This is a genomic window from Symbiopectobacterium sp., assembly GCF_051710365.1.
In the GTDB taxonomy this organism is placed as follows: domain Bacteria; phylum Pseudomonadota; class Gammaproteobacteria; order Enterobacterales; family Enterobacteriaceae; genus Symbiopectobacterium.
On record NZ_JBPETA010000081.1, the window covers coordinates 1 to 13735 of the forward strand.

Annotated in this window: 9 protein-coding genes and 8 pseudogenes; 2 read left to right on the top strand and 15 right to left on the bottom strand. The window is 55.4% G+C overall.

Annotated elements, in window-relative coordinates:
• Positions 1 to 70, top strand: a pseudogene (locus ACTBDZ_RS09270) (surface-adhesin E family protein); the annotation flags it as partial.
• A gap of 54 nt (positions 71 to 124) precedes the next feature.
• Here the strand turns inward: ACTBDZ_RS09270 and ACTBDZ_RS09275 are convergent.
• From ACTBDZ_RS09275 to prfC, 14 genes and pseudogenes are all read right to left on the bottom strand, one after another.
• A pseudogene (locus tag ACTBDZ_RS09275) lies at positions 125 to 430 on the bottom strand (pyridoxal-phosphate dependent enzyme); the annotation flags it as partial.
• Between the two features lie 213 nt (positions 431 to 643).
• Positions 644 to 1576 (bottom strand): annotated as a pseudogene (locus tag ACTBDZ_RS09280) (LysR family transcriptional regulator).
• A 112-nt stretch (positions 1577 to 1688) separates the two neighbouring features.
• Positions 1689 to 2339 (bottom strand): hypothetical protein, encoded by a 651-nt coding sequence (locus ACTBDZ_RS09285; RefSeq protein WP_438815104.1) that lies wholly within the window; start codon positions 2337 to 2339, stop codon positions 1689 to 1691.
• Between the two features lie 35 nt (positions 2340 to 2374).
• Positions 2375 to 3256 (bottom strand): ATP-binding cassette domain-containing protein, encoded by an 882-nt coding sequence (locus ACTBDZ_RS09290; RefSeq protein ID WP_438815105.1) that lies wholly within the window; start codon positions 3254 to 3256, stop codon positions 2375 to 2377.
• Positions 3253 to 4243 (bottom strand): annotated as a pseudogene (locus tag ACTBDZ_RS09295) (ABC transporter ATP-binding protein). The gene ACTBDZ_RS09290 and the pseudogene ACTBDZ_RS09295 overlap by 4 nt, the downstream one beginning before the upstream one ends.
• Before the next feature lie 10 nt (positions 4244 to 4253).
• A pseudogene (locus tag ACTBDZ_RS09300) lies at positions 4254 to 5086 on the bottom strand (ABC transporter permease).
• Between the two features lie 140 nt (positions 5087 to 5226).
• A complete protein-coding gene (locus ACTBDZ_RS09305) occupies positions 5227 to 6144 on the bottom strand; it encodes an ABC transporter permease (RefSeq protein ID WP_438815106.1) in 918 nt (305 codons plus the stop codon).
• 58 nt (positions 6145 to 6202) lie between these two features.
• A complete protein-coding gene (locus tag ACTBDZ_RS09310; RefSeq protein ID WP_438815107.1) occupies positions 6203 to 7186 on the bottom strand; it encodes an ABC transporter substrate-binding protein in 984 nt (327 codons plus the stop codon).
• A gap of 2 nt (positions 7187 to 7188) precedes the next feature.
• Positions 7189 to 7740, bottom strand: coding sequence for an ABC transporter substrate-binding protein (locus tag ACTBDZ_RS09315; protein WP_438815108.1), 552 nt, complete (start codon positions 7738 to 7740; stop codon positions 7189 to 7191).
• Entirely contained in the window at positions 7737 to 8543 is an 807-nt protein-coding gene (locus ACTBDZ_RS09320; protein WP_438815109.1) for a TatD family hydrolase, read from the bottom strand. The genes ACTBDZ_RS09315 and ACTBDZ_RS09320 overlap by 4 nt, the downstream gene beginning before the upstream one ends.
• Before the next feature lie 67 nt (positions 8544 to 8610).
• Positions 8611 to 8823: a CsbD family protein gene (locus ACTBDZ_RS09325; RefSeq protein ID WP_438815110.1), complete on the bottom strand. Its 213-nt coding sequence runs from the start codon at positions 8821 to 8823 to the stop codon at positions 8611 to 8613.
• Positions 8824 to 9266: 443 nt separating this feature from the next.
• Positions 9267 to 9429, bottom strand: a pseudogene (locus ACTBDZ_RS09330) (DUF1328 domain-containing protein).
• A gap of 170 nt (positions 9430 to 9599) precedes the next feature.
• Entirely contained in the window at positions 9600 to 10214 is a 615-nt protein-coding gene (osmY, locus tag ACTBDZ_RS09335; RefSeq protein ID WP_438815111.1) for a molecular chaperone OsmY, read from the bottom strand.
• A 402-nt stretch (positions 10215 to 10616) separates the two neighbouring features.
• Complete coding sequence (gene prfC, locus ACTBDZ_RS09340) at positions 10617 to 12206, bottom strand: peptide chain release factor 3 (RefSeq protein WP_438815112.1); 1590 nt, start codon at positions 12204 to 12206, stop codon at positions 10617 to 10619.
• A 247-nt stretch (positions 12207 to 12453) separates the two neighbouring features.
• Here prfC and tam point away from each other — a divergent pair.
• Positions 12454 to 13228 (top strand): annotated as a pseudogene (tam, locus tag ACTBDZ_RS09345) (trans-aconitate 2-methyltransferase).
• Between the two features lie 62 nt (positions 13229 to 13290).
• On the opposite strand, the pseudogene ACTBDZ_RS09350 reads toward tam, so the two are convergent.
• Positions 13291 to 13659: pseudogene (locus ACTBDZ_RS09350) on the bottom strand (GntT/GntP/DsdX family permease); the annotation flags it as partial.
• Positions 13660 to 13735 lie beyond the last annotated feature (76 nt).

Genomic DNA, 13735 nt, shown 5'->3' on the forward strand with positions numbered 1-13735 from the left:
CATGGCGATGGTCAAAGCGCTTAACCGGATCACGCTATTAGGAATGCCGAACAGTATTCGCATCACGTAACAATCGACCCGATGGGGCACAGTCGTTACAAGTTCTGATTTATTCAACAAAGCCCCAGTTCTCTTGAACCAGCACGCATTTCATGCCGAGGTGCGCCGCCACGGCAGCAACCTGACGCGTTTGGTTCGACTGAATACCACCAATCGAGACCAGCGTGTCGCACCCTTGCTCCAACGCTTCTGGGATCAGGTATTCCAGCTTGCGGGTTTTATTGCCACCAAACGCCAGGCCGCTGTTGCAGTCTTCGCGCTTGGCATAAAGTTCAACATCACCGCCCAGATGTTCGCTCAATCGCTTCAACGGCGTGATGGGAGAGGGACCGAAGGTCAGCGGATAGCGGGGAAATTTCTCCAGATTCATCATCAAGCTCCAAAATAAAGTGGCATTAGGGAAACGGGAGATGGCTATTTCTTCGGAAATATCCTCACGCCGTAAAAACAGACTAACAAATTAATGATGAATTTAAATTGCGTTATCAATCAAATTTTCGACCATAAAAAACACTAACAAACATTACCAAGGATAAAAAAATCACAAAAAGTAAAAATAAAGAAATAAAATTAACTCATTTTTTTAATGTTCAGGCATCCCATGGCGCTGCCGCAATTGGCTGTCCATTTCCGTCAGCGTTTGCTTGAGAAACTGAAAAAAACTTGCCAACAGCGCGGTTCGGGGACGCCCGATCTCGGTCTGAATTTGCAGCATACGTTGCCCCAATGGTTCGACGTTAACGCAGCGGATCTGAAGCTCGTCGTTGAGCATGTGCCCCATCACCGAAAAATGGCTACAGATACCGATCGCATCGCGATCGTTACGCACATAGCCAAATACCGCAGAAAATTGGTTGCTGGTAAACACCGGTTCGATAAACACGCTGTTCATTCGGCAGCACAAATCGAACAGTTGCCGGATGGTGGCGGTTTGATCCGGCAACACCAACGGATAGGCATTCAGATCGGACAAAGCGAAATCGCGCGTCGCCAGCGGGTGATCTCGATGCATAAATGCGGTAACCGGTGCGGGAAACGAGGCGATGACGTCAACCCCCAGCTCCGCTGCCAGGCTAAACTTAATGGCCACATCCCCTTCACCGTGCCGCACCCACTCCGGCACCTGCTGGCCGCTGCCAACAATCAGGTGGAAATTGACTTCAGGGTGCAACTAGCGAAAACGCGCCAGCAGCAGCGGCACCAGATTCAACGCCAGGCCATCGGTACACACCACGCGAATCGGGGTTTGCTGCCGAGATTTGAGGCCTTCCAGTTCAGCGATCGCCAGCTTCATATCCGCCATGCTGCGTCTGACATGGTTTGCCAGAATTTGCCCGGCATCATTGAGCACCATACCGCGCGCACTGCACTCAAACAGCGGCATACCCAGACGTTTTTCCAACCGTTGGATATGTCGGCTAATCGCGGAAACCGCTACGAAAAGTTGCTGGCTGGCAGCGCTCAGCGAACCGGTACTCACCACGGCCATAAAGTAACGGATTTCGGTATTGTGCATGGCTCCCCCTTGCGCTGAAAAACGACAACGCGCGCACCAAAAAATTGGCGCGCGCGAGTGCTGAGGCAATAGATAGACAGTTCTGAAACGAATGCGCCTGTCAGCGATAGGATCAAGCAACGATGGCGGTAGCCGCGTGCTGCTCTCGCTGGCAACACACCGCCGCCCCCTGCTCTGCCAGATCCCACAGCATACCGGCCATCAGTTGCAGCGCCTCCTGTGCGACCAATTGCAACAAATGCTCATTAGGGGCGTGCTGGCTACAGGCCGGGTAAGAGTGCGGCACCCACAACGTCGGCAGCCCTAAGGTTTCGGAAAAACAGGCATTTGGCAGGCCACCGCCAAAGTTGGGCAGGATGGCGGCTTTTTTCCCGTAGTCCGGGCAATTCGAGGCTTCGCCCCACGCTACCCAGGGATCGCTGGGATCGAGGCGCGTCGCGGTAAAGCAGTGATCGGGGGTAACCATCGTGACATCTTCAAACCCGTGCGCATCCAGATGTTCACGCAAATAACGTAGAAAATTATCCACATAGCTACCGGGCACGTAGCGCATATGGCAGTGCGCCCGCGCCACTGGCGGGATGGCATGGGCCGGTTTATCGGGATTGCCGGTGGTAAAGGCCAGCACGTCAAAGGTATTCCAACTGTAGAGCTTCTCTGCCGCCGTCAGGCCCGGCTCGTTCCAGTCAGGATCGATGGCCGGATCGTTGGGCCCCGCGCCCAAATAGTCGCTCGCCGCTTGCATCAATTCTTCACGAGTCATCTGCCTGCATCCTTCTTCATTTTGCCGTGTTCGGGTCATAATCCACTGTAATGGGAGGAAATCTCGGGAATACCGAGCCCCTGCTCCGGCGTCAACACCGACGCGAGCAGTGCCTGGGTGTAGGGGTGTCTCGGCGTTTCGAAAATCTGCTCGCGCGTCCCCTGCTCGACGATGACCCCTTTGCGCATCACGGCGACGTGATCCACCAGATGCTCCACCACCGCCAGGTTATGGCTGATAAACAGATAAGTCAGACCGAGTTCCTGCTTGAGCGTCATCAGCAGATTGAGGATTTGCGCCTGAACCGACACATCCAGCGCCGAGGTTGGCTCATCGCAGATGAGAATTGCCGGGCGCATGATCAGCGCGCGAGCGATGGCGACGCGCTGCCGCTGACCGCCGGAAAGCTGGCCGGGATACTGCCCGTGGGTTCGGGTTGGCATCCCGACCCGGTCCAACATCTCCTGCACCCGCTGTTTGCGGGTTTCCGGGGTACCGATGTTATGCAGACGCAGCGCGACTTCAACGATATCGGCCACCGTGCGGCGTGGGTTCAGTGAGGAGTAAGGGTCCTGAAAAATCGGTTGAATGCGGGTCGCCAGCGCTTTGCGATCGCCCGCATCGATTTCACGCCCTTCAATCAGGACGTTGCCCGAGGTTGGTGGCAATAGTCCCAGCAGCATCTTTGCCAGCGTACTTTTACCGCAGCCGGATTCGCCCACCAACCCAAGAGTTTCGCCGCGCCGCACGCGTAAAGAGACATTATTGACGGCGGTAAAGATACCGGGTCGCGCAAACATGCCGCGATTAAGACGAAATTCGCGGCTCAGCGCGCAAAGTTCTAACGCCAGATCGTCATTGCCAGGAATGTAGGGGGCAGGTTGTACCGCGCCAAACGCCGTTACCGTTTCGCTCATGCCACATCCTCCCAGGCTTGTGCCTGCACACAGCGCACGTGCTGCTGCGGCGTCACCGCAACATAAGGCGGATTTTCACTGCAACAGGCCTGCGCGCTGGGGCAACGATTGTGGAACGCACACCCCCTGCTGCGCACCGATAAGACTGGGCACGACGCTGGGGATCGCCTGTAGCAACTGGCCCGGAACGGTCTTTCCTCGTACCGGGATGCATGACATCAGCCCTTTGGTATAGGGATGTTGCGGGTGCCCAAACAGTTCTTTCACCGGCGCGGTCTCAACAATCTGGCCGGCATACATCACCGCCACGCGATCGGCGATGCGTGCAACCACGCCAAGATCGTGAGTGATGAAAATCACCGCGGTACCCAGTTCCTGTTGCAATTCGCGCAACATGCGCAGGATCTGCGCCTGAATGGTCACATCCAGCGCCGTGGTCGGCTCATCCGCGATGATCAGCTCCGGCTCACACATCAGCGCCATGGCAATCATGATACGTTGACGCAATCCCCCAAACAGTTGATGCGGATACTGCCGCAGACGATCCCCAGCCTGCGGGATACCGACCCGTTCCATTAAATAGAGCGCGCGCGCTCTTGCCTGGGTTAGCGTCACCTTACGGTGCGCGTGCAGCGTCTCGCATAGCTGTTCGCCCAGCGTGTAGGAGGGATTCAGCGACGTCATCGGCTCTTGAAAGATCATGGCGATCTGATCGCCGCGGATCGCCGCCATCTGTTTGTTGTTCAGCGTTTGCAGATCTTGCCCTTTAAAGCGCAGGTGCGTCGCACTGCGCACCGCCTTACGCGGCAGCAGCCCCATCAGCGCCAGCGACGTCATGGATTTACCGCATCCAGACTCGCCCACCAGACACAGCATCTCGCCTTTACGCACCGAGAAATCAATACCGCGCACCGCGTGCAAGGTGCCCCGCGCCGTGGGAAGATCGATGCGCAGGTCTTTGACATCCAACAAGCTATCCTGACTCATGGCAACCTCCTCAGTTACGCCCGTCTATAGCGGTGATATCACGCAGGCCATCACCCACCAGGTTGATGCCGAGCACCACCACCGCCAGCACAATGCTGGGGATCAAAATCACCCAGGGCTGAAAGAACATGTAGGCTTTACCTTCTGCCACCATCAATCCCCAGGAGGGCATCGGCGGTTGTACCCCGAGACCCAGAAAGGAGAGCGTGGCTTCCAACAAAATGGCGTGGGCAATCTCAAGCGTTGCCACCACCGTCAGCGGCCCCAGCAAATTGGGTAGAATTTCCCGCACCATAAAGCAGACGATGCCCCCAGCGTTTTCGCCGCAGCGACAAACTCCTCTTCTCGCAGTTGACGCGTTACGGAGCGCGAGACGATCAGAAAGCGATCCCACAGCAGTAACCCGAGCAGCAGAATCACCACTTTTACCGAGCCCCCCACCAGCGATGCCATCGCCAGCGCCACCAAAATCACCGGCATCGAGAGGCGTACCGTCAGCAGATAACTCACCACCGCGTCCACACGCCCGCCGAAGTAGCCAGCGACCACACCCAGCGTGATGCCAATAACGCCCGCCAGTGCGGCGGCGGCCAGCCCGATCAGTAATGAGACCCGCGCACCAAACAGCAGGCGACTTAAGTAGTCGCGCCCCAGCTTATCGGTGCCCAGGATATGCTCCCAACTGCCCTTCTCATACCAGACCGGCGGGATCAGGCGTCGGCTGACATCCTGCGCATAAGGGTCGTGAGGACTTATCCACGGTGCCAACAGCGCCAGCACCACCACAATGCCCAGAATCACCACGCCCAGCGTCATGCTGTGATGGCCCAGGATGCGCCGCATAGCGCGTTGCCACGGGCCCGGTTGCGGTAATAACCCCGTTTGTCCGGCCTCAGTTTGCGTTACTGTCACAGCGCCACCTCGCGAAAAAAGTCCTAGCCACAATGCGGATGTCTTTTCAGATGCTTTCATGTTGCTCACTCCTAGCGCGCCCGTAAGCGCGGATCGAGCGCCGCATTGAGCACATCCGCCAGAAAGGTGAGAACGATATAGAACACCGCGATAATCAGTACGATGGCCTGCACCACCGGGAAGTCATTGCGGGAGATGGAATCCCACGCCAATTGCCCTAAACCTTGCAGCGCAAACACCGATTCAATCACCACCGAGCCGCCCAACATAAAGCCCAGTTCCACCATCGCCAGCGCGACCACGGGAATAATGGCATTGCGCAAACCGTGTTTGACGATGACGTGAAAACCACTCAGTCCCTTGGCGCGCGCGGTACGGATATAGTCAGCGTTCAACACGTCCAGCATACCGGAGCGGGTAAGCCGCATCAGGGAGGGCATGGCGTAGTAGCCCAGCGCAATGGCGGGCAGAACAAAGTGTTGCCAGGTGGCGTTGCCAGCGACCGGCAGCCACTTTAGCCCCACGGCAAAAATCAGGATCAGCAGCAGCGCAAACCAAAAATTGGGCATTGCCTGCCCGAGCACCGCCGTCATCACGGCACTGCGATCGACCCAGGAATCACGGAACACCGCCGCCAATACGCCGAGCGGAATCGCCACCAACAGCGCCAGCAGCAAAGAAACCGCCCCCAATTTCAGGGTGACCGGCATACGCTGCCCGACTAGCTCCATCACGGTGTGTTCAAAATAGAAAGAACGCCCGAAATCGAGATGCAGCGCGGCCCAGAGCCAATGACCAAACTGCGTGGCAAGCGGCTGATCCAACCCGTATCGAACGCGAATCTGCGCAATCACCTCTGCCGTGGCTTCAGGTCCGGCAATCGCTGCTGCCAGATCGCCGGAAAGGTGCAACAGAGAGAAACTCACCAGCGCCACAGTAAACAACACCGCGAGCGCCACCAGCAGCCGATGAAAAACGTACTTCGCCATAATGCGGCTCCTTCTTGGTCACAACGCGGGAGAAGCAGCGCTTCTCCCGTAGCAAGCATTACTTCCAACTGGACAGGGCAAAGCGCGGCAGTTCATCCGGCCAATCCTGAAAATTCAGATCGGAGGTAAAGGCATAGTGGGTTGAGTAGGAGAACAACGGCGCAATATAGGCCTGAGACGAGATACGCCCCAACGCGGTGGCATACAGCGCAGCACGATCCTGGGTATTGATGGTTTCATCGGCCTTCAGCAAGGTATTGGTCACCTCGGGATCCTTCCAGATGTCATTACCCTTGCCACCAAAGTACGGCGTGGTGAACGCGGTGGCGTCGTTAATCGAGAACGAGCCCCAGGTATTGAACGCCATTGGTGCTTTGCCGGAAATCAACGCGTCCGCCATCACAGGAAACTGCACGTAATGCAGTCGAGCACGAATGCCAACCTGACGCAGATAGCCGATAATCGCTTCTGCGTAATCGCGCTCACGGTAGGCCCAGATATCCGTATCAAACCCATTGGGATAACCCGCTTCCGCCAACAGCTGTTTGGCTTTTTGCGGATCAAACGGGTAATTGACCACCTTGCTGGCATCGCAGGCCACCTGCTCACGGAAGCAGGCGGTGTAAACCGGCTTACTGCCGCCTTTCACCAGATTGGTCACCATGCTTTGGCGATCGATGGCGTAATTCACCGCCTGGCGCACGCGCACATCCTGAAAGGGCTTCCCTTCCGGCGAATCGCTGTGAATGCTCATCGCCACAAAGCCGACGCGCATGGTTTCACCGCTTTTCACGGCGAGGTTCGGCATGGAAGACAACGCCTCAGTCTGATCGGAAGGCACGCGCCAAATCCAATCCACCTGCCCGGTCATCAACTGTGCCAGACGGGTTTCCGGGTCGCGGATCACCACGAAATTCAGCTTTCCGATCTTGGGCTGACCAAGGGGACTCTCTTTGAAGTAATCGGGATTTTTCTCCATGGTGACCCCCTGGCCGGGGATCACCTGCACCACCTTAATACGGGCCGGTGCCGATCGGCGCACGGCTAAAACCCACCAGCTTCACGCTCTGGAAATACTTCGCCGGAAAGAAAGATAGGTGTCGGGCCGGACAGATACTCCAACGCCGCCGGAAACGGTTTGGCTAAATGCAGGCGCACCGTGTAGTCATCCACCTTTTCGGTACGCGCAATCCAGTTGACGCTTTGCGGCACCACCGAGTCGGTATTCGGTCCGGCAATATGTTCGAAGGTATAGACGACGTCATCCGCCGTGAAATCATCGCCATTGTGAAATTTGACCCCTTGGCGTAAATGCATCAGTAATGCAGTCGGAGATTCCCACTGCCAATCGGTAGCCAGTTCCGGTTTGTATTCACCGGTTTTCGGATCGCGGTAAACCAGGTTGCTCCACACCAGATGGGCTAAAATCACCCCTTCCCGCATGGTATTGTGATAGGGACTGACATTTTCTATCTCACTGTCAGAGGCATAGACCAACGTATCATTGGCTTTCCCGGCGTAACTTTGGGCGGCCATTCCCATCAGCACTGCCGTGAACACATATTGTTGTAGCCGTCTTGCAAGTAAACGCGTCATGTTACTCTCCACACCATGAATAAAAGGAGGAATACAAGGATCATCGTTGCGTCCGCTATCACCTCCGGCGGCTCTGAGCGCAGCTCACACAGAGTGTGAAACACATTGGCCGCGCGCTCGGGGCGATTGGGTTGTCCCTGAAAACCATTGAGCGGCATATCAGGCGCATCGGTTTCCAGCAACAGGCTGTCGAGAGGAAGGCGAGAAATCGCCTGACGGGTTTTATTGGCGCGTGGATAGGTGATGGTGCCACCGACACCAATGCAGTAACCCAATTTGATAAAGGCCAGCGCCTGTTGCTCGCTGCCGGCAAATCCGTGCACCACGCCTTTGCGCGGCACATCGATACGGCGCAACAGTTGCGCCAGACGGTCGTGAGTACGTCTGGAGTGCAGCATCACCGGCAAGTCGTAGCGCTTCGCCAACGCCAGCTGCGCTTCCAAAAGTTCGCATTGGCGTTCGAAACGGGGCTCGGCCATATACAGATCCAGCCCGATTTCTCCTACCGCGATCAGCCTGTCATCTCGTTGGCGTAGCTGCTGTTCAAGCAGATCCACATCGCTATCCTGATGATGAGCAACATAAAGTGGATGCAGGCCAAGCGCAGCAAAGAGCGCTGGGTGAGTGTGAGAAAGCGCAATGATGCGCGCAAAATAACGGGACTCAACCGCAGGCACCAGGATATGCGTTACCCCTGCCGTTGCGGCGAGCGCAATACTTGCCACTTCATTTTCGCTCAACGGCGGAAAATCAAAGTGACAATGGGTATCTATAAAGGAAAACGGCCTGAGGAAATGATCCATGCCTTAGTATAACGCGGCCTTAGCGCAACGTTAAACAAGCGCAACGTAAAATCAGTACAGCGTTAAATCAGTGCAGCGTTGCCGAACCTTTTTCCACCTGCACAGTAGCATCAGACAGTTCATCGCCATCTTGCAGGCCGTAATCTTCCTGCAAGATGCCAGCAAGATAATCATTGTTACTTTCCAGCCAGGCACAATCGCTGTCAAACCACTCGGCCCACAGCGCCCAGAAGTTCCCTCTCAACTGCTTCCATCGACCTACCATGATATCGCTATTCATCACGAACCTCCCGAACAAACCACACCGTAATCACACCAACGTTCAGCAAGCATCGCAAACAGTATGCGGGGTGAAGATGACAATCTTATTATGGTTCAGATCGATTTTCGTTAACACCCCGTGCGCAGACTAAAATTTCAGATAAATGGCGATTGTGAGTACGTCTATACCCTAAATAATTCGGGTTACAGGAAGGCGGCAAGTGAATGACAAATTTGTCTGGAACAAATTTGAACAGCGCCTGCGCTGGCCCGTAGGGTGAACCTCAGGGATGAGGTTCATTCATCCCGATGAGCTTACTCAGGTAAGTGATTCGGGTGACAAATCTGCCGGGAGCAGATTTGAACGCCGCTTGCGGCGGCCTCGTTAGAGGTGAGGCCCAAGGATGGGCCGAATAACGAACGCAGCCAACGCACCTGTAACTTGAAGTATAACGGGTATAGCTAAGGTCGCTTAAGTCCCGCGAACAGACTGACCAGAAACAGGATGATCCCGACAATTAAAGACAATTTTGGCCGCACCCGCTGCGGTTCCTGCCAGTCCACCGAATCCCAGCGCCGCTGCAATCAGCGCAATCACCAGAAAAATAATGCCCCAACGAAACATACGCTCTCCTTACCTTAATGAGGGTGAGTGGCGCTCGTCCTGAGGTTAATTACGCATACCGCTGCGTTTCCACCTGTGTTTTATTCTTACGACACCAAGTGCTAATTGGCTTGAGGATGGCGGAGGTTACCCTCCGCCGAATACGTGAGCATTAAAGGGCGACAGGCCCGTTAATGGGTGACGGTCAGATCGTTTTTAACGCTTTTCACACCGGATACCGCCTTGGCGATACTCTCTGCGCGCGCTGACTGCGCGGTGTTTTTCACGTTACCGCTCAGTTGCACCACCCCTTCCTGGGTTTCCACTTTCACGTGGCGCGACGGCACAATTTTATCAGCCAGCAGCTTGGCCTTGATGCTGCTGGTGATGACCGCATCATCGGTATAAGAACCCACTGACTGGGTGGCGTTATCCTTGATTTGCAGTTTGTCACTCACCGACTGTACGCCTTCGGTCTTGGTCGCCACCGCGACGGCTTGTGCCGCCACAGCCTGACTAGGAACAAAACCGGTCAGCGTAACCACGCCTTTGGTGGTGGAGACGGAGATGTCCCCGCTCTCAATGGCTTTGTCATCCATCAGAGCGCTCTTCACCTTGGCGGTGATGGTGCTGTCATCCATATACCCAGAGGCTTTCTGGAGAGAACTGTCAATTTTTGCGCCCGTCGTTGTCGCAGCCTGCTGCACTTTCTGCCCCAGCGTCTCTTCTGCCAGTGCGTTCCCCGCCGTCAGCAGAGTACCCAGTACAACAGCCATCATCGTTTTTGCGTTAAGGATGTTTTTCATCGATTATTTCCTTTTGCTAGGGTCCACGCGGACATCAATCACGCTGGTGTTGGCACTCAATGCAACGCAGCAAAAAACGAGCGTTTAACGTTACTAAATATCACGTAGTCGATATAACGCACTACCTGACCTATCACCAGCAGTGAAACTCACTAATTGTTAACGCGATATTAACTATAGTGCATGGAACGACGATTCCTAGCGGAATAGGGAGGAAAAGTCCCTTTCCGGTGGCATTTCGGATTTGTCCGTGGGAAAAAGGGCGAGAGGAAATCAAATAAAATCAGATTAACCATTTGATAAATAAACATAAAATAAAACCGGCGTTTAAAAAGCCGGACAATGTGCCCGAATCCTTTTAAACGCCGGTTTTTTAACCGACGAAGCCGCAGTCGCCGAAAATCAGTGCTCGTGGGTTTTGAAGAAGGTGACGTCCGGGTAGCGTTCCTGCGTCAAATTCAGGTTCACCATGGTCGGAGCCACATAAGCCAGGTTGTCGCCGCCATCGAGCGCCAGATGCAATTCGTTCTTGCGCTTGAACTCTTCAAATTTCTTCGCATCGGCACACTCCACCCAACGTGCAGTGGAAACGTTAACCGATTCATAGATGGCTTCAACGTTGTACTCTGACTTCAGGCGCGCCACCACCACATCAAACTGCAACACCCCGACGGCCCCAACAATCAAATCGTTGTTAGCCAACGGGCGGAACACCTGCACCGCGCCCTCTTCCGAGAGTTGCACCAACCCTTTGAGCAGTTGCTTCTGCTTTAACGGATCGCGTAGGCGGATACGGCGGAACAGTTCCGGCGCAAAGTTCGGGATACCGGTGAATTTCATCTCTTCACCTTGGGTAAAGGTATCACCAATCTGGATGGTACCGTGGTTGTGTAACCCGATGATATCGCCGGGGAATGCCTCTTCCACATGGGAACGGTCACCCGCCATAAAGGTCAGCGCATCGGAAATGACCACATCCTTGCCGGTACGCACCTGACGCAGCTTCATGCTCTTTTCATACTTGCCGGACACCACGCGCATAAAGGCGACGCGGTCGCGGTGTTTCGGGTCCATGTTCGCCTGAATCTTGAACACGAAACCGGTGAATTTTTCTTCCTGCGCGGTAACGGTGCGGGTGTCGGTATTGCGCGGCATCGGTGCAGGTGCCCAGGCGACCAGTCCATCCAGCATATGATCGACACCGAAGTTGCCCAGCGCGGTGCCAAAGAACACCGGCGTCAAAGCACCAGACAGGAAAGCCTCCAGCTCAAACTCATGAGAAGCACCCTGCACCAGTTCCAGCTCTTCACGCAGCTGTGCCGCCAGATCTTCACCGACGGCTTTATCCAGATCCGGGTTATTCAATCCTTTGACGATACGTACTTCCTGAATCGTGTGGCCCTTACCGCTCTGATAGAGATAGGTTTCATCCTTGTACAGATGGTAAACCCCCTTGAACAGCTTGCCGCAGCCGATCGGCCAGGTGATCGGCGCACAGTCGATCTTCAGCTCATTCCCGACCTCATCCAGCACCTCCATCGGATCGCGGATATCACGGTCAAGCTTGTTCATGAACGTCAGGATTGGCGTATCACGCAGACGCGTCACTTCCATCAATTTGCGGGTACGATCTTCCACCCCTTTTGCCGCATCGATCACCATCAGGCAGCAGTCCACTGCCGTCAATGTGCGGTAGGTATCTTCAGAGAAGTCTTCGTGCCCCGGGGTATCCAGCAGATTGACCAGCGCCTCCCGATACGGAAACTGCATCACGGAAGTGGTGATGGAGATACCACGCTGCTTTTCCATCTCCATCCAGTCTGACTTAGCGTGCTGGCTCGAGCCGCGCCCCTTCACCGTTCCGGCGGTCTGAATGGCCTGTCCGAACAGCAATACCTTCTCGGTAATGGTGGTTTTACCGGCATCGGGGTGAGAGATAATGGCGAACGTTCTGCGTTTCGCAACTTCGCGGGCGTATTCACTTGGAGACATGATTTTCAGGTTTCTTATGTTAACCACCCGGCGAGAGCATCGGTATCAGGATGTTCGCGTCAGGCAAAGTGGGAAAAAAACGTATTAGTCGGGTATTTTCCCTGATTTGTAGGTGAGACACAATCAATCGGCGCATATTCGCGCAATACGCTGGAAATAAAAGGCAACGTATCCCCACAAGCACCAGAGAAAGAAATCTGGCATGCTGTTTTCACCCTGCCGCGTCTGCTACCCATCAGGAGCAACGATGAAAGATTGGAACCCCGCACTCTATTTACGCTTTGCCAACGAACGCACCCGCCCGGCACAGGAGTTGGTTGCCCGCATTGCCCATCCGAATCCCAACACCGTCAGTGATCTGGGCTGCGGACCAGGTAACAGTACTGAACTGTTAACGCAAGCGTGGCCGCACGCGACGGTGACAGGGGTCGATACCTCGGCAGCCATGCTGGCACAAGCGCGCGAACGCCTGCCGCAACAGCAATTTATGCAAGCGGATATCGCCACCTGGCAGCCCGCACAGCCGCAGGATGTGATTTATGCCAACGCCTCGTTGCAATGGGTGCCGGAGCACGCACAGCTGTTTCCGCACCTGGCACGGCAGTTGGCGCAAGGGGGCATGCTGGCAGTACAGATGCCGGATAATTTGGACGAACCCAGCCACCGACTGATGCGCGCGGTGGCCGAACAAGGAAGCTGGCGCGATAAGATTGGCGATACCGCCAGTGTGCGCCAACGCCTGCTCACCAGCAGCGCCTATTACGATCTGCTGACGAATGCCGGTTGCGACGTCGATCTGTGGCGCACCACCTACTATACACCCGATGGACGACGCCCAGGCGATTGTCGATTGGCTGCGCGCCACCGGCCTGCGCCCTTTCCTTGCGCCGCTTGACGATGCCGAACAGGCCGCCTTCCTTGATAGCTATCGCCAACAGTTGGAAACGGCCTACCCGCCACACGCTGACGGCAAACGCCTGCTGGCGTTCCCGCGCCTGTTTATCGTGGCACGCAGACGCTAAGTAATAGGCAAAGAAAAGGCCCGCACTGGCGGGCCTGAAGTAATCACTATAAGTGGAAAAGGTTATACCACCAGCGAAAGCAGCAGCACGATCAGTAATCCCACCACAGAGTTGGTCAGTTCCAACAGCCCCCAGGTTTTGAAAGTATCTTTAATCGACAGCCCAAAATACTCTTTAAACAACCAGAACGCGGCATCGTTAACGTGAGTCAGGGTGTTACTCCCAGAGGCGGTGGCGAGCACCATCAGCGCCGGGTTGACGTTAAAGGTGGTGATCATTGAGCCGACAATCCCAGCCGCCGTGATGGCGGAGACGGTGCCGGCACCGGTGGCAAGGCGCAGCAGCACCGTGATAAACCAGGCCATGATCAGCGGTGACACCGATGAATGGCGCATCATATCCGCAATATAATCGCCGACGCCGGTGTCCATCCGTCATTCCGCACCTACTTTAAGAATAAATTCGACGGTATCGCTCGCCGAGAACATCAACGATGGTCTTGTGAAT

Bases quoted from the DNA above. Each gene is read 5' to 3' on its own strand.
- ACTBDZ_RS09285 (WP_438815104.1), bottom strand. From the start codon at position 2,339: ATGACTCGTGAAGAATTGATGCAAGCGGCGAGCGACTATTTGGGCGCG.
- ACTBDZ_RS09290 (WP_438815105.1), bottom strand. From the start codon at position 3,256: ATGAGCGAAACGGTAACGGCGTTTGGCGCGGTACAACCTGCCCCCTAC.
- ACTBDZ_RS09305 (WP_438815106.1), bottom strand. From the start codon at position 6,144: ATGGCGAAGTACGTTTTTCATCGGCTGCTGGTGGCGCTCGCGGTGTTG.
- ACTBDZ_RS09315 (WP_438815108.1), bottom strand. From the start codon at position 7,740: ATGACGCGTTTACTTGCAAGACGGCTACAACAATATGTGTTCACGGCA.
- ACTBDZ_RS09320 (WP_438815109.1), bottom strand. From the start codon at position 8,543: ATGGATCATTTCCTCAGGCCGTTTTCCTTTATAGATACCCATTGTCAC.
- ACTBDZ_RS09325 (WP_438815110.1), bottom strand. From the start codon at position 8,823: ATGAATAGCGATATCATGGTAGGTCGATGGAAGCAGTTGAGAGGGAAC.
- osmY (WP_438815111.1), bottom strand. From the start codon at position 10,214: ATGAAAAACATCCTTAACGCAAAAACGATGATGGCTGTTGTACTGGGT.
- prfC (WP_438815112.1), bottom strand. From the start codon at position 12,206: ATGTCTCCAAGTGAATACGCCCGCGAAGTTGCGAAACGCAGAACGTTC.